We start from the raw sequence: 23,914 nt of genomic DNA, 5'->3' as shown, positions 1-23,914 counted from the left end.
GTGGGACGCGGCATGACGCAGGTGTCGAGGAGGAGCAGGCCCGCGAGCTGCTTTATCGATTCAGATGGCGGGACCTGGAGGCACTCGCCGCACCGCCGTAACCCGGCCCACCGCCGTCGGACGTCAGGTCAGCTCGAAGCCGTGGTAGTGGGCGATCGCCACGCCGTCGGCGATCTGCCGGTACGTGCCCACGCCGCCGGCGAACGGGAGGAACACGCGCCGCTTGCCGGGGATGTTCGCGCCCATGTACCAGGACGCCGCCCGCGGCATCAGGGTGAGGTCCGCGAGGTCGTTGGTGGCGTTCACCCAGTTCTCCTCGGCCTCGGGGTCCGGCTCCATGCGCCGCAGCCCCTTCGCGCGCAGGTGCACGACAGCGCGGGTGACCCAGTCGACGTGGTACTCGATGGAGGTCAGCATGTTCGAGAGCACCGACGGGCTCTGCGGACCGGTGATCAGGAACAGGTTCGGGAAGCCCGCGGACATGAGACCGAGGTACGTCCGCGGCCCGGCGGCCCACTTCTCTCGCAGCGTCCGCTCGCCGTTGCGGATCTCCATCGCGTTCAGCGCCCCGGTCATCGCGTCGAACCCCGTCGCGAACACGACCACGTCGACCTCGTGCTCGGTCTCGCCCGCCAGGATCCCGCACCCGGTCAGCCGCCGGATCGGTTCGGCGTTGATGTCCACAAGCGACACGTTGTCCTGGTTGTAGACCTCGAAGTAGCCGGTGTCCACGCACATCCGCTTCGTGCCGATCGGGTACGAGCGCGGGGTCAGCCGTTCGGCGAGCCCGGGGTCGGCGACCCGGCGCCGGATCTGCTCACGCACGTACTCCGCCGCCGCCTCGTTGGCGTCCGCGTCCCGCAGGATGTCGCGAAACGCCTGCGTGTAGCACAGCCCGCCGTCGAGCCAGCGCCGTTCGAGCTCGCTGCGCACCCGCTCCGGGCCGGTGTCGACGTAGAAGCCGGTGTTCTCCTCGTCGCAGTGGAAACCGGCCCGCGTCGACCGGCTCTCCTCGCGGAAGTCGCGGTACCGCGGCCGGAGCGCGGAGAGCCGCTCGGCGACCGGTCCGTTGTGGGCGGGCACGGCGTAGCTCGGCGTCCGCTGGAACACGGTGAGCCGGTCGACGACCGGTGCGATGGCCGTGATCGTCTGGAGTCCGGACGAACCGGTGCCGATGACCGCGACGCGCTTGCCCGCCAGGTCGACGCCCTCGTGCGGCCAGCTCGACGTCCAGTACACCTCGCCGGTGAAGTCCGCCATGCCCTCGAACTCCGGGCGCGACGGTATCGACAGGCAGCCGGTCGCCGCGATGACGTACCGCGCCGTGCGGGACGCGCCGTCGTCGGTGGTCACCGTCCACTGTGCACGGACGTCGTCCCAGTCCAGCTCGTCGACGCGGGTGCCGAAGCTGATGTCGCGGCGCAGGTCGTAGCGCTCGGCGACGTGCTGGAGGTAGGCCAGGATCTCCGGTTGCGCGGCGTACCGCTCACTCCACTCCCACTCCTGCTCCAGTGCCGGGTCGAAGGAGTACGAGTATTCGAGCGACTCGATGTCGCAGCGCGCGCCCGGGTAGCGGTTCCAGTACCACGTGCCGCCGACGTCGCCGCCCGCCTCGGCGACCCACGTGTCCAGGCCCAGCTCCCGCAGGCGCTTCAGCTGGTACAGACCGGAGAACCCGGCACCGATGACGACCGCGTCGTGGTCGGGCATCCCTCACACCTCCTTGCCGTGCTCGGCGACGAACCTGCCGATGTGGCCGGCCACCACCCGGACGCCCTCCAGTGCGCCGGGGAGGATGTTCACCATCTGGAAGTAGCCGTGCATCTGTCCCTTGGCCTCCTCCAGCTCGACCCGCACGCCCGCGGCCCGCAGTGCCTCCGCGTAGGCCACGCCCTCGTCGTGCAGCGGGTCGTACTCGGCGACGTACACCAGCGCGGGAGGCAGTCCCGTGTGGTCGGCGGCACGCAGCGGTGCGGCGTCCGGGTGCTTGCGCGCCCGCTCGTCGGGCAGGTAGTGGTGCCAGAACCAGAGCATCGTGTCCCTGCCCAGCAGCAGCTGGTTCTCGGCGGCGAGGTACGAGGGACGCTCGGCGTCGCAGTCGGTGACGGGATAGACCAGCGCCTGGTAGCCGATCCTCGGGCCCGCCTTGTCGCGCGCCCGCAACGCCGTCACGGCGGCGAGGTTGCCACCGGCACTGTCCCCGGCGACGACCAGCGGCGCGCCGTCCGCCGCCAGCTCGGCGGCGTGCTCGGCGGCCCAGGTCAACCCGGTGTAGGCGTCCTCGACGGCGGCCGGGAAAGGGTGTTCCGGCGCCTTGCGGTAGTTGACGAGCACGACGGTCGAGCGCGTCAGGTTCGCCAGCACCCGGCCCAGGTGGTCGTACTGCAGGTCGATGTCCCCGAGAACCCAGCCGCCGCCGTGGAAGTACACGATGATCGCCCGCGGCTCCCCCTCCGGACGCAGGACGCGCACGCGGAACCGCCCGCCCTGGCCGTCGAGCTTGAGGTCGCGGACCGAGCCGACGGCGGGTCCCGGGCCGCTCATCCCGGCGAAGACGGGCCCGCTCAGCCGGGCGATCGCGGGCGTGGACTCGTGGATGGGCGGGTTGCGCTGCTCGGCCAGCTGGGCCAGGAACGCACTCGAAACCGGTTCCAGTGGCATCTCAGTAGTCCGCGTCCGAATAGTGGACGACGCCCCGGAGGTTCCTCCCGTCGGCCAGGTCCTGGTAGCCCTGGTTGATGTCCTCCAGGCGGTACGTCGTGGTGATCAGCTCGTCCAGCCGCAGCCGGCCCGACCGGTAGAGGTTCAGCAGCTTCGGGATCTGGGTGCGCGGCCCCACCCCGCCGAACACCGCTCCCTGGACGCGTTTCTGCAGCAGCGTCAGCTCGAACAGGTTGAGGTCCACGTTCAGGTCGCGGAAGTCGCCCATGCCCGTGACCACGACCTGGCCGCCCTTGGCGGTCAGCCCGAGCGCCTGCTGGATGTGCTCGCCCTTGATCTCGCCGACGGTGATGATCACGGTGTGCGCGAGCCTGCCCCAGGTGAGGTCCGGCAGCTCGGCGGCGGCCTCCGCCACGGAGGAGTATGCGTGGGTGGCGCCGAGTTCGAGTGCCTTCTTGCGCTTGAACTCCACGGGGTCGATCGCGACGACGAACCGCGCGCCCGCGAACGCCGCGCCCTGGACGGCGTTGACACCGACCCCGCCGATGCCCATCACCACCACGGTGTCCCCGGGCCTGGTGCCGCCGATCTCGGTCGCGGACCCCCAGCCGGTGGACACGCCGCAGCCGAGCAGGGCGGCCTTGTCCAGCGGCACGTCCTGCTCGATCTTGACCACCGACGCCTGGTGGACGGTGACGTAGGGCGAGAAGGTGCCGAGCAGGCACATCTGGATGACCGGCTTCCCGTCCCTGGTGACCCGGTAGCTCCCGTCCGCGATCGCCTGCCCGGTCAGCAGGCCGGCGCCCTCGTCGCAGAGGTTCTGCAGACCGGACGCGCACGCGGGGCAGGTACCGCAGGCGGGGATGAAGGCCAGCACCACGTGGTCGCCTTCGGCGAGGCCGCGCACGCCCGGCCCGACCTTCGTGACCACGCCGGCGCCTTCGTGCCCGCCGACCACGGGCAGGAACGGCAGCGGGCTGGCGCCCGACTGGATGTGCGCGTCCGAGTGGCACAGCCCGGAGGCGGCCAGGCGCACCTGGACCTCGCCGGCCACCGGGTCGCCGAGCTCGACCTCGGAGATCCGCCAGGGGGTGCCGATCTCTTCGAGGACGGCTGCCTTCACCTTCATGTCGCCTCCCGCACTTCGGTGGACAGGGGGATCCGTCCAACGTAGGAGCACCGGGCACGGCGGCCCTAGCGCATTCCCGGCCACAACCCGGCCGTTCCGGCCAGTCACCCCGGTGCTCTCCCCGCCCGGAAAGCGGCCACGACCTGCCGGGACCGGCGGCGATTGACGGTCTTGCGCGGGTCGGCGAAACTGGCCAGATGGATCCCGGCGCCGCTGCCCGTGACAGCTCGCCGGCCACGGACAGGTCGAACCGGGTGATCGCCGCCATCACCGATTCCTGGGACCACCCGCGCACGACGGTGGGTGTCTCGATCCTCTGCGACTGGGCCGCGCGGGGCGGGGTCTCCCCCGCGGCGTTGCTTCGCGGATCCCACATCGACGCCGCCACCCTGGCCGATCCGCACGCGCTCATCGAGGCGCAGCAGGAGATCGCGGTGATCCGCAACCTGGTCGCCGCGTTCGGCGACCGCCCCGGGCTCGGCGTCGAACTGGGCCGGCACTACCACCTGACCGCGTACGGCTACTTCGGTTACCTGCTCGCGGCGTGCGCGTCGGTGCGGGAGATCACCGAGAAGGGCCTGCAGTACGCGCTGCTGACCTTCGCCTTCTCCACGATGGCCGCGCAGGTCGCCGACCACCGGCGCTACGTACTGGCCCTGACGGCCGACGACGTGCCCGCCGACGTCCGGCGGTTCGTCGTCGAACGCGACGTCGCCGCCACCGTCCAGATGCAGCGCGAGATCTTCCCAGGTGCCAACACGGTGCCGCTGCGCGAGGTGCGGCTGGCGTTCGCCGTCGACGAGGCCCGGCGGCCCGCGGTGTACTGGGACCACTTCCGGGTGCCGGTGTCCGGGTCCCGGCCGCGCACCGAGCTCGTGTTCGACGAGGCCTACCTCGACCAGGTGCCGCCGATGGCGAACCGGCACACCGCGCAGCTGATGCTCGCCCAGTGCGAGCGGATCCGCGCCGAGCGGCTGCACCGCACCGGTGTCGCGGCCAGGGTCCGGGCATACCTGCTCGACCAGAGCGCGCTGGACCTCACCCTGGAGGAGGTCGCCGAGCGGCTGCACTACGCCCCGCGCACGTTGCGGCGGCACCTCGAACACGAGGGGACGACCTTCCGCGCGGTCCTCGCCGAGGTGCGGCGGAGCGTCGCGGAGAACCTGCTGCGCGACCCGGCGGTCCCGCGGTACGAGATCGCCCGGCGGCTGGGCTACCAGGAGTGGTCGAGCCTCGCCAGGGCGAGGCGCCGCTGGCAGGCCGAGGCGACGACCTCCCGCCGGTGACGAGCTGAGTCCACTGGACCTCCCGGTCCGGTGGGTGTCTCCGCCCTGGCCCGACACCCGGGTCGCGCATTTTCCGCAGCCGTAGATCGCCAATCGTTTTACACCGAGAAATACGGACTTTGCGCGAGTTGTTCCGCCGCGAGGTCCGCGCCGTCGGTGCGCATCCGGGCGCCCAGCGCTTTCGCCCGCGCCCGGGTTTCGGGCGCCAGTACCGTTTCGACCGCGCCGCGCAGGGCTTCGGTGGTGGGACCGTGCAGTGCCGCCCCGGCGCCCGCGGCCGCCACCCGCCCGGCCCAGTAAGGGTTGTCCGACACCGGAAGCGGGATCACCACCTGCGGCACGCCCGCCCGGGCGGCTGTCTGCGTCGTGCCCGCGCCGCCGTGGTGCACCACGGCCGCCACCCGGGGAAACAGCCGCTGCTGGTTGACCTCTCCGATCGCGAACAGGTCGTCCCGGCCGTCGGCGAGGTCCAGGTCCGCCCAGCCGCGGGAGACGAGGACACGCTGCCCGTGCGCGCGGATCGCCTCGACGGCCCGGTGGCCGATGTCCGGCGACGGGCGCGCGCTGCCGAAGCCGACGTAGACCGGTGGCGCGCCCGCGGCCAGGAACGCCACCAGCTCGGCCGGGAGCGGGCGTTCGTCCGGCAGGGTCCAGGCACCGGTCTGGACCACGTCGAGGCCCGGCGTCCGCGGCCACGGGCCCAGCACCGGATCCGCCGCCAGCCACGGCCGATCGCTGTAAACGTGGTCCCGGACGTCGTGCACCGGGGGCAGGCCGAGCGCGGCCCGGTGCCCGTTGAGCGTCTCGGCGAACTGCGCGTTCACGTTGCGGGCGTCGGATTCCCACAGCGTCCGGTTGTCGGTGGCCGCCGACTCGGGCCAGCCCGGCCGCGGCGGCGGCGCGTGGTGCGGCGACGGCAGGTTGACCGCCGCGTAGGTCACGTAGACGTAGTGCAGGCCCGCGGCCTCGGCCACGGACCGCGCGCCGACCTGCGCCAGGCCCGCCACCACCAGCACGTCGCAGCCCTCGGCCGCCTCGGGGAGCACGGCGAACTGCGCGTCGACCAGCTCGGTCCGGTACCGCGACAGCTCCGCGGCCGACAAGGGAGCCGTGCCGCCCATCAGCTCCCGCATCGGCGGCCCGAGCGGCACCAGCGGTATGCCGGGACCGGCCAGCCGGTGCGCGAACTCCTCGTCGGGCGGCACGCACATCCGCACGCCGGCACCGAGCGCCCGCAACCGCACCGCGAGTGCCACCAGCGGTTCGACGTCGCCACGCGTCCCGTACGTCGACAGCAGGTACGCGGCCGGCGCCGGTTCCGGCATCGCGTGCTGTCTTCCCGGGCAACGCCGGCCACCAGTTCGGCCCGATCGTCCACCCTCCGGGGACCGGCCGATGCATAGTGCGTCCGTGCCCACCCCTGATGTTTCGGTCGTCCTGCCCTGCGCCGGGTTCGGCACGCGCTTCGGCGCGCCGTACGCGAAGGAGCTGCACTGCCTCGCGCCCGGGGTCACACGGCCGGATCGGCGAGCACGGCGCGGACGTCCTCGTTCCGCGTGACGAGCCACCCCTCCTCGCCGCCCGGCAGCCGGGCCCAGCAGACCGGCGACTCGGCGAGAACGCGGTCGTAGCCGCGCAGGGGGTCGGCGAGGACGGCCGGGTCACGCAGGTCCACGACGGGTTCGGGCACGACGTCATGGTGCCACGGGGATTCCGCCGTGCGCTGTCACGTTTCACGAGGAAGCCGCGGGCGCATGGCCTATCGGGCATTCTTCACCCGCCGCGGCGGATACTCGGGGACATGCACGCCCCACGCCTGTTCGCCCGCCTCAACCGCCGCGTCACGAACCCGGCCGTGCGCCGGTGGGCGGGGCGGCTGCGGTCGCACGCGATCATCGAGCACACCGGCCGCAGGTCCGGGCGTGTCCACCGCACGCCCGCGCGCGTGTTCCCGACGGCGCACGGTTTCGCCTTCCTCATCGGCTACGGCCTGGAGTCCGACTGGGTGCGCAACCTGGTCGCGGCGAACGGCGGGGCGGTCGTCCACCGCGGCCGGCGCTACGAGGTGGACGACGTGCGGGTGCACCGGGCACCGGAGGGCAGGCAGTTCCTGCCGCCGGGCTTGCGGCGTTTCGCCACGCTCGCGGGCGAGGGCCACGTCCTCACGGTGCGGCGCGTGCCCGGCGGGGAGCCGGGCGAGGGATGATGGCGGAATGCGTGATGTCGTCGTCAGTACCGCCTCCATCCGGCTCGGTCAGTTCCTGAAGCTCGCCAACGTGGTCGACGTCGGTTCCGACGCCCGGACACTGCTGGAGAACGGCGACGTCCGGGTCAACGGCGAGCCCGAGGACCGCCGAGGCCGCCAGCTCGTCCGCGGCGACGTGGTCACCGTCGGCGACACCGAGCTGCGGGTCGGCTGAAGGCTCGTGACGATCGGCCTCGGCCGGATCTTCCGGCTAGACTGGCGTCAGCCGGGAGGACGTCCCGGCGGACACTGGGGAATTTCTGGGGGAAAACGGATGAAGCGTCTGCTTGCGCGTGCCGGAATCGCCGGGGCCGTCGCCGCCGCCGCGATCGGGCTGGTGCCCGCCACCGCGTCGGCCTCGGGGTGGGTCGACGACTCCTGGTGGACGGAGGAGGGGCTCTGCGAGGTCCGCGGCGACTACCACGTGAACGAGGGCGACTGGTACACCTACGAATGCACCTACCACGGCGACCACGAGCCCAGCCCCTGGCTGCTGTCGGGCTTCTACAAGTGACCGGGCACGCCGAGCCGGCGCCGTCCCCCTGAGGCATACTGGGTGGCCCCTTCTCGCGGCACCACGGCCAGGACGGACACCCAGCATGGACACCACCGACCCGGAAGCCCCGGATTCCGGCACCGGCCCCACGGCGCGGCGGATGATCCTCGGAACCCAGCTGCGCCGGTTGCGGGAGGCCGCCGGGGTCACCCGGGCACAGGCCGCCTGGGAGATCCGCGCCTCGGAGTCGAAGATCTCCCGCATGGAACTCGGGCGCGTCGGCTGCAAGGAACGCGACGTGGTCGACCTGCTGACCATGTACGGGGTGCACGACCCAGCCGAGCGCGAGTGGGCCGTGGAGATGGTCAAGCAGGCCAACCGGCCCGGCTGGTGGCGCAGCTTCAACGACACCCTGCCCACCTGGTTCGACAACTACATCGGCCTGGAAGAAGCCGCCACCCGCATCCGCACCTACGAGCTGATGTTCGTGCCCGGCCTGGTGCAGACCGAGTCCTACGCCCGCGCCGTGATCTCCCGCGGCAACCCGGACAACCCCGACCCCACCATCGAGGGCCGCGTCGCCATCCGCATGCGCCGCCAGAAACTGCTCACCGGCCCCAAGCCACCCCGGCTGTGGGCGGTGCTCGACGAGGCCGTGCTGCACCGCCCGGTCGGCGGCATGGCCGTGCTCAAAGAGCAGCTGGAACACCTGCTCGAGGTGATCAAGCTGCCCACCATCTCGCTGCAGATCGTGCCGTTCGACATGTCCGGCTACGCCGTGGAAAGCGCTTTCTCTCTGCTGCAGTTCGCCGAACCCGAACTACCCAACATCGCCTACCTCGAACACCTCAACGGCGCCAGCTACCTGGAAAAGCCCGACGAACTCGAACTCTACGGCCGCGCTTTCGACCGCCTCACCGTCGACGCCGAAACACCCGATCGAAGCAAGGAAATCCTGATCAAGCGCATGGCGGAGATCTGAGCAGGTTCCGCACCGATCGCTGCACAACGGTAGGCTGAACGGGGTGGAGACGAGACAACGCCGCCCGACCGGCCGGCCCCGGGCGTTCGACCCGGACGAAGCGCTCGAGCGCGCGCTGCTGGTCTTCTGGGAGCACGGCTACGAGGGGGCCAGCCTAGCCACCTTGACCAGCGCGATGGGCATCTCCACCACCAGCATGTACGCCACCTTCGGCAACAAGGAAGAGCTGTTCCGCAAGGCGCTGGAGCGCTACACCGAAGGCCCGAGCGCGTACCTGAACCGGGCGCTGGACGAGCCCACCGCGCTCGGTGTGGCCACCGCGATCATCGCCGGCACCGTCCGCACCACCACCCGCCCGGCAGGTCCGCACGGCTGCCTGGGCGTGCAGGGCGCACTGGCCACCGGCGAGGCCGGCCGTGGCGCGCGCGACCTGCTCGTCGAGTGGCGCGACAGCGGCTACTCCCGCGTCCGCGCACGGTTCCAGCGCGCCGTCGACGAGGGCAACCTGCCCGCGGACACCGATGCCGGGCTGCTCGCGCGGTACGTCACGACCTTGTCGTACGGCATCGCCGTGCAGGCCGCGAGCGGGGTCGGCCGCGGCGAACTGCAGGACCTGGCCGACGCCGCCCTGCGCCACTGGCCACCCTTCTGACGACGCGGCTCACCTTCTGAAGTGATCGATGCAGAACCTGCTACAGTCGAATTCTGCATCGATCGATGCGAAAGTCGGAAGGGAACCCATGACCGTCACCCTGATCACCGGAGCCAACAAGGGCATCGGTTTCGAGACAGCCAGGCAACTCCAGACGCTGGGACACACTGTCTACATCGGAGCGCGTGACGTCGAGCGCGGCGAGAAGGCGGCGGCGACGCTCGGCGCCCGGTTCGTGCAGCTCGACGTGACCGACGACGCCTCGGTGAACACTGCGCTGGCGACGATCGGCGCGGCCGAGGGGCGCCTCGACGTCCTGGTGAACAACGCGGGCATCCTCGGGAACGAGGGCCTCGACGGCCCCACCGCCCTGCGGGTCTTCGACACCAACGCGGTCGGAATCGTGCGTGTCACCGAGGCGGCGCTCCCCTGGCTGCGCAAGTCCTCGAACCCCACGGTGGTCACGGTTTCGAGCAGTGCGGGATCGTTCTGGGCGGTGACCAACCCGGAGCGGCCCGAGTTCCACCTGCCGCTCGCGCTCTACTCCGCGTCCAAGGCGGCCGCCACCATGCTCACGGTCCAGTACGCCAAGGCCCATCCCGGCATCAGGTTCAACGCCCTCGAACCCGGCACCACGGCCACCGACCTGACCGCGGCCTTCGGGATCGGACGGCCGCCGGAGGAGAGTGCCCGCGCCGTCGTGCGCCTGGCGACCCTCGGCGAGGACGGCCCGACCGGCACCTTCCAGGACGAGAACGGGGAGCTGCCCTGGTAGAATCCGGCGAAAGCGCGCGTGCATAGGGCGTTATACACCCCGTCACCCCTGGTGCTTTTCGATATGCCCCTGATATCCCCCGCCTCGTAGCATCGGGGCCATGCGTGTGCTGATCGTCGAGGACGAGCCCTTCATGGCGGAAGCCATCCGCGACGGGCTGCGTCTCGAGGCGATCGCCGCGGACATCGCCGGGGACGGGGACACCGCGCTGAAACTGCTGAGCGTCAACGGCTACGACATCGCCGTCCTCGACCGGGACGTGCCCGGGCCCACCGGGGACGAGATCGCGCGGCGCATCGTGGCCTCCGGCAGCGGCATGCCGATCCTCATGCTCACCGCCGCCGACCGGCTCGACGACAAGGCCTCCGGGTTCGGGCTCGGCGCCGACGACTACCTCACCAAACCGTTCGAGCTCCGCGAGCTCGTGCTCAGGCTCCGGGCCCTCGACCGCAGGCGCGCCTACAGCAGGCCGCCCGTGCGGGAGATCGCGGGCCTGCGGCTGGACCCGTTCCGCCGCGAGGTCTACCGCGACGACCGCTACGTCGCGCTCACCCGCAAGCAGTTCGCGGTGCTCGAAGTGCTGGTCGCCGCGGAGGGCGGGGTGGTCAGCGCCGAGGAACTGCTGGAACGGGCGTGGGACGAGAACGCCGACCCGTTCACCAACGCCGTGCGCATCACCGTCTCGGCCCTGCGCAAACGGCTCGGTGAGCCCTGGATCATCGCCACCGTCCCGGGCGCCGGCTACCGCATCGATCCGGACATCCGAGACGAGGCAGGAGACCGTGGCTAACACACCCGGGATGAGTGTCCGCCTCAAGTTCACCCTCAGCTACGCCGGGTTCCTCATGGTGGCCGGCGTGCTGATGCTGGCCGTGGTGTGGGTGTTCCTGCTGCGGTACGTGCCCGGCGGCAACGCGATCCGGACGCCGGTCGGGCTCTACCCCGGCCAGCACTTCCTCCTGCGCAGCTTCACCCCGGCGGTCGGCGCGGCGCTGACGTTCCTGCTGGCGTTCGGTCTCCTCGGCGGCTGGATCCTCGCCGGGCACATGCTCGCCCCGCTGTCCCGGATCACCGACGCCGCCCGCCTGGCGGCGAACGGGTCGCTGTCCCACCGGATCCGGATGCAGGGCCGCCGGGACGAGTTCCGCGAGCTGGCCGACGTCTTCGACACCATGCTCGCCCGGCTCGAAGCCCAGCTCGCCGAGCAGCAGCGGTTCGCCGCCAACGCCTCCCACGAGCTGCGCACCCCGCTGGCGATCACCCAGACCCTCCTCGACGTGGCCCGCAACGACCCGGCGCTCGGCGCCGGCGTGCTCGTCGACCGCCTGCACGCCGTCAACGCCCGGGCGATCGACCTCACCGAGGCGCTGCTCCTGCTCAGCCGCACCGACCAGCGGTCCTTCACGCGGGAGCTCGTCGACCTGTCCCTGATCGCGGAGGAGGTCGCCGAAACGCTGCTCCCGCTGGCGGAGAAGCACGGGCTCGCCATCGAAACGTCCGGGGAGCTCACGCCCACCATCGGGTCACACGCGCTGCTGTTGCAGATGACCACGAACCTCGTGCACAACGCGATCGTCCACAATGTACCGGAGAACGGCACGGTGCGGGTCGGTACTGCGTTCCGCTCCGGGTTCGCCGCGCTGACCGTCGAGAACACCGGCGAGAAGCTCCCCCCGAAGCTGGTCTCGACCCTCACCGAACCGTTCCAGCGCGGCACGAAACGCCTCCGCGGCGACCACGCGGGAGTCGGCCTGGGGCTGGCGATCGTCAAGAGCATCGCCCAGGCACACGACGGCACGATCACCATCACGCCACGAACCGCCGGAGGGCTCCGCGTGACGGTGGAACTCCCCGGCGCCCCACCCCACCTCGACGGCTGACGCCCGGTGGTGGCCTGCCCCCGGCGGGAGGCAGGCCACCGGGACTACTCGATCGGGAAATCGAAGTACGTGTCCGGGTGGGGCTCGTCCTTCAGGGTGTAGTGCCACCACTCGTAGGCGTAGGCGGTGAACCCGCTGGCCTCCATGACGGCACGCAGGTGCTCGCGGTTCGCCGCCTCGGTTTCCGTGATGCCGTCCGCCCCGTGGTGGGACACCACGTCCATCAGGTCGTGGTCCCCGCCCATGGCAGCGAGCTCGCCGGTGTCCAGGTGGTAGATCGTCAGGTCCACCGTGCCACCCCGGCTGTGCCCGGACTTCGCGGCCACGTAGCCCTTTTCGAACATCTCGGGCCGGGTGATGTTCGGGTAGTGCCGCGCCTTCGTGCGCCCGTCCTCGGGCTGCTCAGCCCAGCGCATGAAGTTGTCCACGGCGCGCTGCGGGCGGTAGCCGTCCCAGAGGAGGAGGCCGAAGCCCCGGGCCGCGGCCTCGTCCCGCGCCCGGGCCAGTGCGGCGCACAACTCCGTCGTGCCGACGATCCGGTTCACCAGGTACCCGTCCACCGGTTTCCCGGTGAAGTTGTCCCACGTGGCGTACTTGGCGTCCCAGCGGACTCCGGGGACGAGCTCGTCGACGAAGACGAAACCCTCCTCCATCGTCACTTCCCCGTCAGCGCCAGCGACACGACCCGGTCGATCACTTCGCCCATCGGCAGGCCGGCGGCGGCCATCATCCGCGGGTAACGGCTGTAGGAGGTCAGGCCGGGCAGCGTGTTGACCTCGTTGAGCACCACGCTGCCGTCCTTCTTCAGGAACAGGTCCACGCGCGCGAGCCCGCGACAGCCCAGCGCGCGGTAGATGGCCTTCGCGGTCGTCTGCACGAGCTCACGCGACTCCGCCGGGATGTCCGCGGGAACGGTGAACGTCGAGTTCTCGGACCCGGTCTCCGGCGACTCCTCCTGGTGGATGCGGAAGAAGCCGTGGGTCAGGTTGATCTGGTCGACCTCGCCCACGGTGAGCTCGCCGTCGTTGCCCAGCACCGAGCACCCGATCTCACTGGCGACGACCGCCTCCTCGACCAGGATCTTCGAGTCGTACTGCCGCGCCGTCTCGACCGCGGCGGCGAACTCCTCCTTGCCGCTCACCTTGCTGACACCGAAGGACGAGCCCGAACGCGCCGGCTTCACGAAGACGGGGTACGGGAACTGGTCGAGGTCGACCTTCTCGTCCGCCTGGAAGGTCCAGAAGTTCGGCGTCGCGATCCCCGCGCTCTTGACCACGGTGTAGGCCAGCGACTTGTCCATGCACAGCGCGGAGCTCTGGATGTCGCAGCCGACGTACGGGATGCCCGACAGCTCGAACAGCCCCTGCGGCGCGCCGTCCTCGCCCTGGTTGCCGTGCAGGACGGGGAAGATCACGTCCAGCCGGATCGTCTCGTACTTGCCGTCTTCGAGGACGAGCAGGCCGTGCGTGTTCCGGTCCGGCGACAGCACGACCGGGCGGGCCCCGTTCTCCCAGCCCTCGCCGGGGCCGTCGCAGAGCGTCCAGGCCCCGCTCTGCGTGATCCCGATGTAGTACGGCTCGTACTTGGCGGTGTCGAGGTTCTTGGCGACCTCCCGCGCGGACTTGACGGAGACGGGATGTTCCTCGCCGCTGCCGCCGAACAGGATCCCGATCTTCAGCTTGTCCACGCCAGTTTCTCCTTCTCGAATTCGAGGCAGTTGATGATGGTGTTCTCGATGGTGTCGCTCAGCGCGTGGTCGGTGTAGTACGCGGTGTGCGGGCTGACGAGCGCGTTCGGCATCTGCTGCAGCCGCAGCAGCGGCTTGTTGCCGAGGGGCTTGTCCCGGCAGTCGGCGTAGAAGATCCCCTCCTCCCCCTCGACGACGTCCAGCGCCGCGCCGCCCAGCTTGCCGCTCTCCAGCGCCGACACCAGCTCCTCGGTGTCGATGAGCGGGCCGCGCCCGGTGTTGATGACGAACGCGCCGTGCTTCATCAGCCCGATGCTGCGGCCGTCCAGGAGGTGGTAGGTGTCCGTGGTGAGCGGGGTGTGCAGCGAGACGATGTCGCTGCGCCGCAGCAGCTCGTCGAGGGGAACGTACTCCGCGGACGTGCCGGGGCGGGTGTCGTAGGCCAGGATGCGGCAGCCGAAGCCCCGCAGCCGGTCGATGACCGCCGCGCCGATGCGTCCCGTGCCGACCACGCCGACGGTGAGGTCGCGCAGTTCCTTCCCGCGCACCTCGTTCAGCCGGTAGTCGTGCGCGTCCGTGCGCCGGACGATGGACTTCGCGTCCCGCACCACCATCAGCATCAGCATCAGCGTGTAGTCGGCCACGCTGTCGGGCGAGTAGGCGACGTTCCCGACCACGATCCCGACGCTCTCCGCGTACTCCACGTCGATGTGGTTGTACCCGATGCTCCTGGTGGACACGTACCGCACGCCCGCCCGGCTCAGCGCGAGCAGGGTGGCGTTGGTGACCCGCGTCTTGTGCCCGATGCTGATGCACCGGTTGCCCAGCGCCAGCTCGACGTTGGCTTCGGACACCGCCGCCTCGGTGATGACCGGCTCGATGCCGAAGCGGGGCGCCATCTCCTGGAACAGGACCGCTTCGTCCTGCCCGCAGCCGTAAACCGTGATGCCCGTCTTCGAGGCGACCGGGGCGGACGAGGACGCCGACCCCCTGTGACGGGCTGCCGTTCGTGCTGGCTCACGGTGGTTCATGCCCGGCAGTCTAGGCAGCGCGGTGTTGTCGGCACCTATCGGGTTTGGGATACGCCGACGATATGTTACCAGCTGGTAGGCTCCCGCACGGTCATTTCGCGGGCTCCGGAAAAGCCCGGCGTCCGGGCCGTCAACGCCCCGTGAAGCGCACCGGAAGCTCGCGGTAGCCCTGCACGACGATCGCCCGCAACCACGTCGGATCGGCCACCAGCTCCACCCGCGAAACCCGCGCCGCCAGCTCCCGCAGCACCACCGACAGCTCGATCCGCGCGAGCGCGGACCCGAGGCAGTGGTGCATCCCGTGACCGAACGTGATGTGCCGGTTGGGTTTCCGCCCGGGGCGGAACGCGCCGGGGTCGTCGAACTCGGCGGGGTCCCGGTTGGCGGCGGGCAGCCACGCGACCACCGGGGTGCCGGGCGGCAGGTCACGGCCGCCCAGGGTGACCTCGTCCGTGGTCACCCGCAGCACGTGCATCGCGGGCGAGGTCCAGCGCAGCACCTCCTCCACGACGGTGTCCACGTCGGCGCTCCCGTCCCGCAGCTGGGCCGGCAGGCCGGGCACGGTGGCGAGCGCGTGCACGGCGCCGGTGATGGCGTGCCGGGTGGTCTCGTTGCCACCGATCAGCACGTTGTCGCAGTTGAGCAGCACGTCGTCGGTGGTGAGGGCGTCGTCGGTGACGAGCGTGCTGACCAGGTCGTCGCCGGGGCGCTCGCGGCGCGCGGCGATCAGCTCGTCGAAGTAGACGAGGATCTCGGTATGTGCCTGGCGCGGGGTCATCCCGTCGTACAGCTCGTCCGCCCCGCCGAACGCGTGGTTGGTCAGGTCAATGAGCAGGTCCTGGTCCGCCGCGGGCACGCCGAGGATGTCGCACACGACGGCGGCGGGAACGCGCGGGCCCACGGCCGCGGCCACGTCGCACACGCCGCCGTCGAGCACCCGGTCCAGCACGCCGTGCACCTCGGTCCGCACCCGCTCCGCCAGCTTCCCCGCGGCTGCCCTCGACAGCAGCGGCCCGACCAGCTTGCGCAGCCTGCGGTGCTGCTCGTGCTCGCTGACCACCATCATCCGGCCGCCCGAGGTGTCCGGGTGGTCGCGGTCGAACCCGATCATCATCCCGTACTCGGAGGTGAACGGCGCCGAAGGCGCGAGGACCGCGGCGCACGACCGGTGCGAGAACACCGACCAGAAGCCGGCGGGCGAGCTGCCGGGCTCGCTCCACACCAGCGCGTCCTCGGCGGCGAGCTCGCGCCAGCGGGTGTGCCGCTCCAGTGTCGTGTACAGGTCGGGGTCGCCGAGATCGGCGTGGGCGACGGTGGGCCGCATGGAGGGTCTCCCGGTCAGGTCAGTGCGTCGTCGAGCACCTTGGCCAGCTGTGCCACGGTCGGCGCGTTGAAGAACGCCTGCACCCGCAGCCGGATCTTGAGGCTGTCGCGGATGCGGCCCACCACCTTGGTGGCGAGCAGCGAGTGGCCGCCGATCTCGAAGAAGCTGTCCTCGACGCCGACGCTGCCGACCCCGAGCACCTCGGCGAACAACGCGGCCAGGAGGACCTCGGTGGGCGTGCTCGGCGCCCGCCCCGCCGGCACGCGCCCGGCGCTCTCCTCCTCGGGCGCGGGCAGCGCGGCCCGGTCGACCTTGCCGTTCGGCGAGGTCGGCAGCCTCGGCAGGCCGACCACCACGTCGGGCACCAGGTACGCGGGCAGCCGCTCGCGCAGCGGCGGCAGGAGGTCCTCGGCCGCCACCCGCGCGCCCGCCGTGCCGACCACGTAGGCGACGAGCCTGTTCTCGTGCTCGGTCACGACCGCCTGGGCCACGCCGTCCACCGCGAGCAGCGCGGATTCGACCTCGCCCGGCTCGATCCGGTGGCCGCGGACTTTCAGCTGGTCGTCGACGCGGCCGGCGAAGACGAGCTGCCCGTCCGGCCGCACGCACACCCGGTCGCCGGTGCGGTACATGCGCTCCCCCGGAGCGCCGAACGGGTTCGGCAGGAACCGCTGCGCGGTCGCCGCCGGCCCGCGGAGGTAGCCGCGGGCCAGGCCGGGGCCCGCGGAGTACAGCTCGCCCACCTCCCCGTCCGGGACGGGCCGCAGCCGGTCGTCCAGGACGTACGTGCGGACGCCGGCGATCGGCCGTCCGATCGGGGGCGTGCCTTCGCCGGTCAGCGGGTCGCTCGCGGTGACCGCGACCGTGGCCTCGGTCGGGCCGTAGGCGTTGATCATGATCCGCCCCGCGGCCCAGCGGCGCGCGACCGGGGCCGGGCACGCCTCGCCCGCGACCAGGAGCGTCAACCCCGCCGGCAGGCCACCGGCCTCCTCCAGCGGCGCCAGCGCGGACGGCGGCAGCGTGACGTGGGAGATCTCCTGCTGCCGCACCAGCCGGGCCAGCGGCTCCCCCGGGATCAGCTCCGGCGCCGGAGCCAGCACCAGGCAGCCACCGGCCAGCCACATCGGCCAGAACTCGGCGACGGCGGCGTCGAAACTGGGCGACGCGAAGGCCAGCAGCCTGCTGTCCGGCCGCAGCCGCTGGCGGCGCACGTAGTCGGCCGCGAGGTTCGGTATCCCCTGGTGCGTGACCACCACGCCCTTCGGCTGCCCGGTCGAGCCCGAGGTGTAGATGACGTACGCGGGATGGCCGGGCAGCAGCGGGCCGAGCCGGTCGCGGTCGTCGAGGTCCGGCTCGGACCCGGCGGCCTCGCGCACCACGCTCAGCACGACCGGGGCGCCGGTCACGTCCTGTCCGGGCAGGCACAGCAGGCACTGCGCCGCGGTGTGGTCCAGCATGTGCCGCCGGCGTTCCTCCGGGTAGTCCGGGTCGACGGGCACGTACGCCCCGCCGGCCTTGTGCACGGCCAGCATCGCGATCACGAACTCGATCGACCGCGGCATCACCAGCGCCACCAGCCGCTCCGGCCCGACCCCGTGCGCCACGAGGCGGCGCGCGAGCCGGTTGGCCTCCGCGTTCAGCTCGGCGTAGGTCAGCGTGGTGGTCCCCATCGCCACGGCGGGCCGGTCCGGCACCGCGGCGGCGGTCGCCTCGAACAACGCGGGCGTGGTGCCCGCCGCGGGCACGGCGTGCCCCGGCGACACGATCGAGCCGGTCATGCCGCCTCCTCTCCGGACCTGCAAGCAGTCCTCATGCGCTCTCCTCCAGCCGCGCGCCGGACCCGGCGCGGAGGAACCCGAGCAGCTCGCGGTTCACCGCGTCCGGGTGCTCCAGGTATCCGAAGTGCCCGCACCCGGGGATCGTGCGGTGCGTCGCGCCGGGGATGGCGGCGGCCAGCTCCCGCCCGGCCGCCGGGGGTGCCACCAGGTCGTGCTCGAACGAGACGACGTGACACGGCACCTCGATCGCGCGGTAGGCGCCGAGGCGGTCGGGCAGCGCGCTCAGCAGCAGCTGCGCCCGCACGCCCGGGCCCCACTTCTCCGTCGCGGTGAACAGGTCGAGCCAGTCGGCGGTCAGGTCGTCGTCGGCGAGCGTCGCGGGGCTCAGGTTGTGCAGCGCGCGAACGGCCGCGGCGTAACCGGCCGGCAGCTCGGTCCCCCGCTCGATCAGCTCCGCCTCCCCCTGCGCGAGCACCCGCTGCACGAGGCTGCTCCGGCCGCAGGCGGCCATCAGCACGACCGCCTCCAGCAGGTCCGGGCGGGCCAGCGCCAGCTCCTGCGCGACGTACGCGCCCATCGACGTGCCGACCACGCGGCACGGCGCCACGCCGAGGTGGCCGATCAGGGCGGCCACGTCCGCGACCAGGTCGCCGACGGTGAACCCGTCCGCGCCCTCGTCGCTGGGCGGGATCCCGCGGTTGTCCAGGCTGATCACCCGGAACCCGGCGGCACGCAGCGCGGGCACCTGGTGCAGGTCCCACACCGAGCTCGGCGCCCCGGTGCCGGTCAGCAGCAGGACGGCCGGGCCGTCGCCCCGGTCGTGGTAGGACAGCCGGACGCCGTACTCCGTCGTCATCAGCATGCCGGCCCTCCCCCGCCCGACGAGTCCACAGCGTCCACAGAGGACGGACGGTTTCTGTTTCCCCTCAACGGTTCGGTCCTCCTCGGGTGCCGGTGCGCACGGGTCTCAGGGTAGCTTCGGCGCCGCGTTCGCCGCCCCTGTCCACCGCCCGCCTGCCGGAGCGGCGCCGCGCGGCGGTCGCGGCGGCGAGGGTGCCGAGCACGGCCCGGGTGGTGGTGAGGTCGATGCAGGCATCGGTGATGGACTGGCCGTAGGTAAGCGGACGGCCGGGGCGCAGGTCCTGGCGCCCGGCCAGGAGGTTGGATTCGAGCATCACGCCGGCGATGCCGGTCTGGCCGGCCCTGAGCTGCTCGGCGATCTCGTCGGCCACGACGGGCTGCCTGCGGTGGTCCTTGCGGCTGTTGTCGTGGCTGGCGTCGATCACGACCCGGCGGGGCAGGCCCGCGGCCTGGAGCGCGGCGAGTGCCGTGTGGACGGACGCGGGGCCGTGGTTGGGCGCGGTGTTCCCGCCCCGCAGCACCAGGTGGCAGTCGGGGTTGCCGAGGGTGTGCAGGATGGCGGGCAGGCCGCTGGGGTCGACGCCGGGCACGACGTGGCGTGCCGCGGCGGCGCGGATCGCGTCGATGGCGACGGTGATGTCGCCGTCGCGGCGGTTCTTGAAGCCGACGGGCATCGACAGGCCGCTGGCCAGCATCCGGTGGTTCTGGCTTTCCACCGTGCGCGCGCCGATCGCGCCCCACGAGACGGTGTCGGCGAGATACGCGGGAATGGTGGTGTCGAGCCATTCGCACGCGGCGGGCAGCCTCCGTTCGGCCAGCTCCAGCAGCAGGTGCCGGGCGACGCGCAGGCCGTGGTTGACGTCGCCGGTGTCGTCGAGGTGCGGGTCGTTGATGAGCCCCTTCCAGCCGCCGAGCGTGCGGGGTTTCTCGAAGTACACGCGCATCACGATCAGCAGGTCGTCGGCGAGCCGGCCGGCGAGGGTGGCGAGCTGGTCGGCGTAGTCGAGCGCCGCGGCGGGGTCGTGGATGGAGCACGGCCCGGCGATCACGAGCAGCCGGTCGTCCGTCCCGTCGAGGATGCCGACGACGTGCTCGCGGCCGCGGCGCACCGTGTCGGCCGCGGGCGCGCCGAGCGGCAGTTCGTGGTGCAGCAGGGCGGGGGTGACCAGGGGAACCAGGTGGCCGATGCGCCGGTTGTCGAGCTCGGCCGCGGTGGTTGTCATCACGGATATCCAGGGTTTCTGTCGGCGGACGGGGAGAAGTCGCTCTGCTCGGCTCGGCTGTTCGGTCACCACTCCATCTTCGGCGCTAATCGCCTGTCCAGACCGGATCCCGGTGCTCGGTGAAGGCACGGACGCCCTCGATCGCGTCCTTGCTCCGCCGCCGGCGCTCCTCCCACGGGTACGCGGTGGTGAACGCCTCCTCCAGCGGAAGGTCGAGCGAGCGCAACGCGGCCTCCTTGATCGCGCGGACCGACAACGGGGCCGCGCGCACGAGGTCGTCCGTCCACTCCTCGACGCACCGGTCCAGCTCGGCCCGCGGCACGACCTCGTTCACCAGCCCGTAGCGCAGCGCCGTCGCCGCGTCCATCCGGCGCCCCGTCAGCAGGTGGCCCATCGCCACCTTCTGCGGCAGCTGCCGCGGCAGGCGGAACACCCCGCCCGCGCCGGGAATCAGGCCGAGCCGCACCTCCGGCAGGCCGAACACCGCGTCCTCGGAGGCGATGACGAGATCGCAGGCGAGCACCAGCTCGAAACCGCCGCCCAGCGCGTAGCCGTGCACCCGGGCGACCACCGGCTTGGCGAGGGTGAACCGGTCGGTCAGCCGGGGATGCCCCGGCTGCCCCCGGCTGCCGAACGTCGAGGCCGCCACGCCCGCGTCGTTCAGCAGCGCGCGTTCCTTGAGGTCCTGCCCGACGGAGAACGCGCGGTTGCCCGCTCCCGTCAGCACCACCACCCGGACGTCGTCGTCGGCCTCGACGTCGTCCCAGATCCCGGCCAGCTCCTCGTGCATCCGCCGGTTCATCGCGTTGAGCACGTCCGGCCGGTCCATCGTCACGTACGCGACGTGGTCCTTCTTCTCGTACCGCACGCTCATGCTTGCCTCGCCGCGAACCTGCCGACCTTGCCGAGCACATCCGCGCCGTAGATGCGCAGCGCCTGCTGCAGGGCGAACTCGGCCAGGTACCGGGCGAACTCCCCCGGCGGTTCCTCGGCCAGGTTCATCATGCGCCGGTTGGCGAGCACGGCGTCCCCGTCGAGACGGGCGAGCGCGGCGTCGATCGCCTCGTCCAGCTGCTCCGGCGGGACGACCTCGTCCACGAGGAACCGCGCGTCCGGCTCGTCCGCGCGGATCCGGCGCCCGCCGAGGATCACCTGCCGGGCCACCCGCGGCCCGGTGAACCGGGTGAGCCGGAAGTTCGACGCGCCGGGGATGATCCCCTCCTGCGCCGCGGGCAGGCTGAAATAGGCGTCGGAGGCCGCCAGCACGTGGTCGAACACCAGGAGGAGCTGCGCCCCGCCGCCGATGGCGAACGAGTCGACGGCCGCCACCCAGGGCTTGTCGGTGAACCGGGAGTGCCACGAGCCCTCGGTGCGCACGCCGCGCACGATCTTGTGGAGGTAGCCCAGCTCCCGCCGCAGCAGGAAACCGACGAGCGGGATGCCGCCCGAGCTCAGCTTCTTGAGGTTGATGCCCGCGCAGAACACCCGCCGCCCCCGGTAGCGGGGATGGCTCATCTCGCCGCCCCGCAGCAGTCCGATCCGGACGGACGGGTCGAGCAGCGTCAGGTCGACCGCGGTCTCCAGGTCGTCGACCTGCTGGGCGTCCTCGGCGTTCAGGCAGTCGTCGCGGCACAGGGTCAGGTGCGCGACGCCGTCGCGGCGTTCCAGGCGGACAGCCGCCATCTCGACGAGGCCGGTGCCGGCGAACTCCGGAAGCAGCTCCAGTGCCCGGGGAGTGGGCCGGAGCATGGCGTCGAGCAGGTGCGGGCCGGCCTTCGGGGCACGCAGGACTCCGCGCAGGAAGATGCCCTGGTCGATCTCGCGCCCTTCCTTCTCCGCCTGCGGCCGCGCGCGTTCGGCCGCCATCTGCTCGTCCGTGGGCACCAGGCCGGGACAGACCCGGGCGGCGGTCCGGACCAGTTCGTCGAGGCGCAGGTACCGGGTGCGGCCGTCGGTCAGCTCCGCGTAGAGCTCCTCGGCGTGCGCCTCCATGTACTCCGCGCGCATCGCCCTGACCTCGTCCAGCGCCACGGCCGCGGCCTCGCGCTGCGCGGCAGTCCGGGCGGGAGGCAGCGGCAGCTCGGCGAGCAGGTCGTCCACCCGCCGGGCCGCCTCCGCCAGCGCCGCGCGGCTCCCGGTGAGGATTTCCGTTGTCACGACACGGTTTCCCGTCGCAGGACCCGGTCCGCGGCGGCCAGGTGCGCACCGAGCGCGTCCTCGAACGCGGTCGAACCGGCTTCGAAGATCAGCTGCCTGCGGATGGCCAGATCAGCGCCACTCAGGGCACCGGCCGTCTCGGCCAGTTCGGCCAGTGTCGCCGCCGGGTCCTCGGACACCTCGTCGACCAGGGTGAGCGCGAGCGCCCGGCCGGTGTCGATCGGCACGCCGAGCAACACGGCCCGCCGGACACCGGCCGCCCCGGCCTGCCGGGTGAGCCGGTGCACGGTCATCCCGGGCCAGGTGGCGCCCCCGACGCGCGCGAGCAGCAACCGGGTGCCTGGCGCGGCTATCCGGATGTCGGCGGCGAGCAGGAGGTCCAGTGCCGTGCCGGCGCAGTCGCCGGAGGCCACGGCCACCGTGACCCGGCCGAGCCGCTCGAACCGGCGCACCACCCGTTCCCACTTGGAGACCAGGCCGACCGTCAGCTCCTTCGCCCAGCCCGCGGGCGGGACACCGGTGACGTGCACCGTGACCAGGCCGTTGTCCCGGTCGTCCTCCGCGCGGTCGCAGAGGTCGTCCACCTCTTCGACCGACGCGGCCGAAAGCGGGCGCGTGCCGTCGATGCGCAGCACCAGTTCCCCGTTCACCATTGGATCAACGCCATTTCGATCGAGGAGCCGGGCCCCATGGTCATGAGCACGCCGTAGTCGCCGTGCCGGGTCACGCCTTCCGCGGCGAGCCGCTCGTAGGAGAACAGGAAGGAGCCGCTGGAAAGGTTTCCGTAGTCGCGCAGCACACCGGTGGTGTGGCGGACGTCGTGCCGGCTCAGGCCGAGGTTGACCACCACGGCGTCGATCACCTTCTTGCCGCCGGAGTGCACCAGCCAGTGGGCGATGTCGCTGCGGCGCAGCCCCGTCCCGGACAGCAGCCGGTCGAGGACGGTTTCGGCGTGCGCCCCGACGACGTAAGGGATCTGCGGGTCGAGGAAGAAGCTGAACCGGTCCTGGGCGCGGTCCCAGTCGTAGCGCATCGCGTCCATCGCCTCGGTGATGAGGTAGCTCGCGAACTTCAGCACGCGCGGCCCGGCCACCCGCCCGCCACCGGAGACGACGGCGAGGGCGGCGGCCCCGTCGCCGAAGAGGCTGTTGACCACCGCCGTCCGCATCGTGCCGTCGAGAACGTAGGCGGCGGAACACGCTTCGCTGCACAGGACGACGCCGAGCTCACCCGGGTGCGCCGCCGACCAGCCCGCGACCACGTTGAGCGCGTTCAGGCCCGCGTTGCACCCCATGCCCACGATGTCGGAGCGGCTGCAGTGCGGGTCGATGCCCAGTTCGCGGATGATCAGCGCGCTCAGGCCGGGAGTGAGAAAGCCGGTGGAGGTGACGCAGCACAGGTGCCGCAGGTCGGACAGGCTCGCTCCCGCCGAGCCCAGGCAGTTCTCAAGTGCCCGGCACCCCATGTCGACGGCGGTCTTCTTGTGCTTGTCCAGCAGGTCGCCCTGCGGTTCGGGTACCCGTTCGCCGCCCGGCCCCTCGGGCGGCAGCGTCAGGAAACGCCGCTCGATCGCGCTGTTCAGGAAGACCGAGCGGACCTTCGGATCGGCGATGCCGAGGAGGTCCAGCAGCTCGGTCTGGGAGTAGGAGGTGGCGGACACGGCGGTGCCCACGCCGGCGAAACCGGTGATCTCGGTGAGTCCGGTGAGGACGGACAGCTCCTCGGCGGACGCGATGCTCGTCGTCAT

General features: G+C 71.8%; 25 protein-coding genes. 9 read left to right on the top strand and 16 right to left on the bottom strand.

Going from position 1 to position 23,914, the window contains the following annotated elements; translation table 11 throughout:
• Positions 1 to 123: 123 nt before the first annotated feature.
• From FHX82_RS34060 to FHX82_RS34050, 3 genes are read right to left on the bottom strand one after another with little or no spacing between them, the layout of a single operon-like run.
• On the bottom strand, positions 124 to 1,710 hold the full coding sequence (locus FHX82_RS34060; RefSeq protein WP_145935441.1) for a flavin-containing monooxygenase: 1,587 nt from the start codon (positions 1,708 to 1,710) through the stop codon (positions 124 to 126).
• Between the two features lie 3 nt (positions 1,711 to 1,713).
• Positions 1,714 to 2,661, bottom strand: a complete 948-nt coding sequence (locus FHX82_RS34055; RefSeq protein WP_145935442.1) for an alpha/beta hydrolase — start codon at positions 2,659 to 2,661, stop codon at positions 1,714 to 1,716.
• Between the two features lies 1 nt (position 2,662).
• Positions 2,663 to 3,790 (bottom strand): NDMA-dependent alcohol dehydrogenase, encoded by a 1,128-nt coding sequence (locus FHX82_RS34050; protein ID WP_145935443.1) that lies wholly within the window; start codon positions 3,788 to 3,790, stop codon positions 2,663 to 2,665.
• A 197-nt stretch (positions 3,791 to 3,987) separates the two neighbouring features.
• On the opposite strand from FHX82_RS34050, the gene FHX82_RS34045 reads away from it, so the two are divergent.
• On the top strand, positions 3,988 to 5,076 hold the full coding sequence (locus FHX82_RS34045) for an AraC family transcriptional regulator (protein WP_145935444.1): 1,089 nt from the start codon (positions 3,988 to 3,990) through the stop codon (positions 5,074 to 5,076).
• 98 nt (positions 5,077 to 5,174) lie between these two features.
• Here the strand turns inward: FHX82_RS34045 and FHX82_RS34040 are convergent, their stop codons facing one another.
• Positions 5,175 to 6,401 (bottom strand): glycosyltransferase, encoded by a 1,227-nt coding sequence (locus tag FHX82_RS34040; protein WP_145935445.1) that lies wholly within the window; start codon positions 6,399 to 6,401, stop codon positions 5,175 to 5,177.
• Between the two features lie 185 nt (positions 6,402 to 6,586).
• Positions 6,587 to 6,766 carry a hypothetical protein gene (locus FHX82_RS34035; RefSeq protein ID WP_229880692.1) on the bottom strand — a complete coding sequence of 60 codons (180 nt, stop codon included), beginning with the start codon at positions 6,764 to 6,766 and terminating at the stop codon, positions 6,587 to 6,589.
• A 111-nt stretch (positions 6,767 to 6,877) separates the two neighbouring features.
• On the opposite strand from FHX82_RS34035, the gene FHX82_RS34030 reads away from it, so the two are divergent.
• From FHX82_RS34030 to FHX82_RS33995, 8 genes are all read left to right on the top strand, one after another.
• Positions 6,878 to 7,282, top strand: a complete 405-nt coding sequence (locus FHX82_RS34030) for a PNPOx family protein (RefSeq protein WP_145935446.1) — start codon at positions 6,878 to 6,880, stop codon at positions 7,280 to 7,282.
• Positions 7,283 to 7,289: 7 nt separating this feature from the next.
• Entirely contained in the window at positions 7,290 to 7,496 is a 207-nt protein-coding gene (locus tag FHX82_RS34025) for an RNA-binding S4 domain-containing protein (protein ID WP_145935447.1), read from the top strand.
• A gap of 99 nt (positions 7,497 to 7,595) precedes the next feature.
• Positions 7,596 to 7,835 carry a hypothetical protein gene (locus tag FHX82_RS34020; RefSeq protein ID WP_145935448.1) on the top strand — a complete coding sequence of 80 codons (240 nt, stop codon included), beginning with the start codon at positions 7,596 to 7,598 and terminating at the stop codon, positions 7,833 to 7,835.
• Between the two features lie 85 nt (positions 7,836 to 7,920).
• Complete coding sequence (locus tag FHX82_RS34015) at positions 7,921 to 8,799, top strand: Sco1979 family transcriptional regulator (RefSeq protein WP_145935449.1); 879 nt, start codon at positions 7,921 to 7,923, stop codon at positions 8,797 to 8,799.
• 43 nt (positions 8,800 to 8,842) lie between these two features.
• Positions 8,843 to 9,451: a TetR/AcrR family transcriptional regulator gene (locus FHX82_RS34010; protein WP_145935450.1), complete on the top strand. Its 609-nt coding sequence runs from the start codon at positions 8,843 to 8,845 to the stop codon at positions 9,449 to 9,451.
• 88 nt (positions 9,452 to 9,539) lie between these two features.
• Positions 9,540 to 10,226, top strand: coding sequence for an SDR family NAD(P)-dependent oxidoreductase (locus FHX82_RS34005; RefSeq protein ID WP_145935451.1), 687 nt, complete (start codon positions 9,540 to 9,542; stop codon positions 10,224 to 10,226).
• A gap of 100 nt (positions 10,227 to 10,326) precedes the next feature.
• Complete coding sequence (locus tag FHX82_RS34000) at positions 10,327 to 11,016, top strand: response regulator transcription factor (RefSeq protein ID WP_145935452.1); 690 nt, start codon at positions 10,327 to 10,329, stop codon at positions 11,014 to 11,016.
• A 10-nt stretch (positions 11,017 to 11,026) separates the two neighbouring features.
• Positions 11,027 to 12,106 (top strand): sensor histidine kinase, encoded by a 1,080-nt coding sequence (locus FHX82_RS33995; RefSeq protein WP_221216903.1) that lies wholly within the window; start codon positions 11,027 to 11,029, stop codon positions 12,104 to 12,106.
• Between the two features lie 44 nt (positions 12,107 to 12,150).
• Here FHX82_RS33995 and vanX read toward each other — a convergent pair whose 3' ends face one another.
• From vanX to dpgA, 11 genes are all read right to left on the bottom strand, one after another.
• Positions 12,151 to 12,759, bottom strand: coding sequence for a D-Ala-D-Ala dipeptidase VanX (gene vanX / locus FHX82_RS33990; protein ID WP_145935454.1), 609 nt, complete (start codon positions 12,757 to 12,759; stop codon positions 12,151 to 12,153).
• A 2-nt stretch (positions 12,760 to 12,761) separates the two neighbouring features.
• Positions 12,762 to 13,793 (bottom strand): D-alanine--(R)-lactate ligase, encoded by a 1,032-nt coding sequence (gene vanA, locus FHX82_RS33985; protein ID WP_145935455.1) that lies wholly within the window; start codon positions 13,791 to 13,793, stop codon positions 12,762 to 12,764.
• On the bottom strand, positions 13,781 to 14,740 hold the full coding sequence (gene vanH, locus FHX82_RS33980; RefSeq protein WP_444541922.1) for a D-lactate dehydrogenase VanH: 960 nt from the start codon (positions 14,738 to 14,740) through the stop codon (positions 13,781 to 13,783). Before vanH ends, vanA begins: the two co-directional genes overlap by 13 nt.
• Positions 14,741 to 14,954: 214 nt before the next feature.
• Positions 14,955 to 16,148, bottom strand: coding sequence for a cytochrome P450 (locus FHX82_RS33975; RefSeq protein ID WP_145935457.1), 1,194 nt, complete (start codon positions 16,146 to 16,148; stop codon positions 14,955 to 14,957).
• A gap of 14 nt (positions 16,149 to 16,162) precedes the next feature.
• Positions 16,163 to 17,926 (bottom strand): amino acid adenylation domain-containing protein, encoded by a 1,764-nt coding sequence (locus tag FHX82_RS33970; protein WP_145935458.1) that lies wholly within the window; start codon positions 17,924 to 17,926, stop codon positions 16,163 to 16,165.
• Between the two features lie 31 nt (positions 17,927 to 17,957).
• Positions 17,958 to 18,788, bottom strand: a complete 831-nt coding sequence (locus FHX82_RS33965; protein ID WP_145935459.1) for an alpha/beta fold hydrolase — start codon at positions 18,786 to 18,788, stop codon at positions 17,958 to 17,960.
• Positions 18,789 to 18,852: 64 nt separating this feature from the next.
• On the bottom strand, positions 18,853 to 20,010 hold the full coding sequence (locus tag FHX82_RS33960) for a 3-deoxy-7-phosphoheptulonate synthase (protein ID WP_145935460.1): 1,158 nt from the start codon (positions 20,008 to 20,010) through the stop codon (positions 18,853 to 18,855).
• An 85-nt stretch (positions 20,011 to 20,095) separates the two neighbouring features.
• Positions 20,096 to 20,884: an enoyl-CoA-hydratase DpgD gene (dpgD, locus tag FHX82_RS33955; RefSeq protein ID WP_145935461.1), complete on the bottom strand. Its 789-nt coding sequence runs from the start codon at positions 20,882 to 20,884 to the stop codon at positions 20,096 to 20,098.
• Positions 20,881 to 22,167 (bottom strand): (3,5-dihydroxyphenyl)acetyl-CoA 1,2-dioxygenase DpgC, encoded by a 1,287-nt coding sequence (dpgC, locus tag FHX82_RS33950; protein ID WP_308431577.1) that lies wholly within the window; start codon positions 22,165 to 22,167, stop codon positions 20,881 to 20,883. Before dpgC ends, dpgD begins: the two co-directional genes overlap by 4 nt.
• Positions 22,164 to 22,820 (bottom strand): enoyl-CoA-hydratase DpgB, encoded by a 657-nt coding sequence (gene dpgB / locus FHX82_RS33945; RefSeq protein ID WP_145935462.1) that lies wholly within the window; start codon positions 22,818 to 22,820, stop codon positions 22,164 to 22,166. The genes dpgC and dpgB overlap by 4 nt, the downstream gene beginning before the upstream one ends.
• Positions 22,814 to 23,914 (bottom strand): 3,5-dihydroxyphenylacetyl-CoA synthase DpgA, encoded by a 1,101-nt coding sequence (gene dpgA, locus FHX82_RS33940; protein ID WP_145935463.1) that lies wholly within the window; start codon positions 23,912 to 23,914, stop codon positions 22,814 to 22,816. Before dpgA ends, dpgB begins: the two co-directional genes overlap by 7 nt.

The organism is Amycolatopsis bartoniae, assembly GCF_014191255.1.
GTDB lineage: Bacteria > Actinomycetota > Actinomycetes > Mycobacteriales > Pseudonocardiaceae > Amycolatopsis_E > Amycolatopsis_E bartoniae.
The sequence above is the reverse complement of the archived record's forward strand: the minus strand, read 5'-3'. Positions and strand labels throughout refer to the sequence as shown.

What these genes read in the sequence shown, in the direction of transcription:
- FHX82_RS34025 (WP_145935447.1), top strand. Translation starts at nt 7,290, where the DNA reads ATGCGTGATGTCGTCGTCAGTACCGCCTCCATCCGGCTCGGTCAGTTC.
- FHX82_RS34000 (WP_145935452.1), top strand. Translation starts at nt 10,327, where the DNA reads ATGCGTGTGCTGATCGTCGAGGACGAGCCCTTCATGGCGGAAGCCATC.
- FHX82_RS34045 (WP_145935444.1), top strand. Translation starts at nt 3,988, where the DNA reads ATGGATCCCGGCGCCGCTGCCCGTGACAGCTCGCCGGCCACGGACAGG.
- dpgD (WP_145935461.1), bottom strand. Translation starts at nt 20,884, where the DNA reads ATGAGCGTGCGGTACGAGAAGAAGGACCACGTCGCGTACGTGACGATG.
- FHX82_RS34055 (WP_145935442.1), bottom strand. Translation starts at nt 2,661, where the DNA reads ATGCCACTGGAACCGGTTTCGAGTGCGTTCCTGGCCCAGCTGGCCGAG.
- dpgB (WP_145935462.1), bottom strand. Translation starts at nt 22,820, where the DNA reads ATGGTGAACGGGGAACTGGTGCTGCGCATCGACGGCACGCGCCCGCTT.
- FHX82_RS33960 (WP_145935460.1), bottom strand. Translation starts at nt 20,010, where the DNA reads ATGACAACCACCGCGGCCGAGCTCGACAACCGGCGCATCGGCCACCTG.
- vanX (WP_145935454.1), bottom strand. Translation starts at nt 12,759, where the DNA reads ATGGAGGAGGGTTTCGTCTTCGTCGACGAGCTCGTCCCCGGAGTCCGC.
- FHX82_RS33965 (WP_145935459.1), bottom strand. Translation starts at nt 18,788, where the DNA reads ATGCTGATGACGACGGAGTACGGCGTCCGGCTGTCCTACCACGACCGG.
- FHX82_RS34050 (WP_145935443.1), bottom strand. Translation starts at nt 3,790, where the DNA reads ATGAAGGTGAAGGCAGCCGTCCTCGAAGAGATCGGCACCCCCTGGCGG.
- FHX82_RS33970 (WP_145935458.1), bottom strand. Translation starts at nt 17,926, where the DNA reads ATGACCGGCTCGATCGTGTCGCCGGGGCACGCCGTGCCCGCGGCGGGC.
- FHX82_RS33995 (WP_221216903.1), top strand. Translation starts at nt 11,027, where the DNA reads ATGAGTGTCCGCCTCAAGTTCACCCTCAGCTACGCCGGGTTCCTCATG.
- dpgA (WP_145935463.1), bottom strand. Translation starts at nt 23,914, where the DNA reads ATGACGACGAGCATCGCGTCCGCCGAGGAGCTGTCCGTCCTCACCGGA.
- FHX82_RS34015 (WP_145935449.1), top strand. Translation starts at nt 7,921, where the DNA reads ATGGACACCACCGACCCGGAAGCCCCGGATTCCGGCACCGGCCCCACG.
- FHX82_RS34040 (WP_145935445.1), bottom strand. Translation starts at nt 6,401, where the DNA reads ATGCCGGAACCGGCGCCGGCCGCGTACCTGCTGTCGACGTACGGGACG.
- FHX82_RS34020 (WP_145935448.1), top strand. Translation starts at nt 7,596, where the DNA reads ATGAAGCGTCTGCTTGCGCGTGCCGGAATCGCCGGGGCCGTCGCCGCC.
- FHX82_RS34005 (WP_145935451.1), top strand. Translation starts at nt 9,540, where the DNA reads ATGACCGTCACCCTGATCACCGGAGCCAACAAGGGCATCGGTTTCGAG.
- FHX82_RS33975 (WP_145935457.1), bottom strand. Translation starts at nt 16,148, where the DNA reads ATGCGGCCCACCGTCGCCCACGCCGATCTCGGCGACCCCGACCTGTAC.
- FHX82_RS34030 (WP_145935446.1), top strand. Translation starts at nt 6,878, where the DNA reads ATGCACGCCCCACGCCTGTTCGCCCGCCTCAACCGCCGCGTCACGAAC.
- FHX82_RS34060 (WP_145935441.1), bottom strand. Translation starts at nt 1,710, where the DNA reads ATGCCCGACCACGACGCGGTCGTCATCGGTGCCGGGTTCTCCGGTCTG.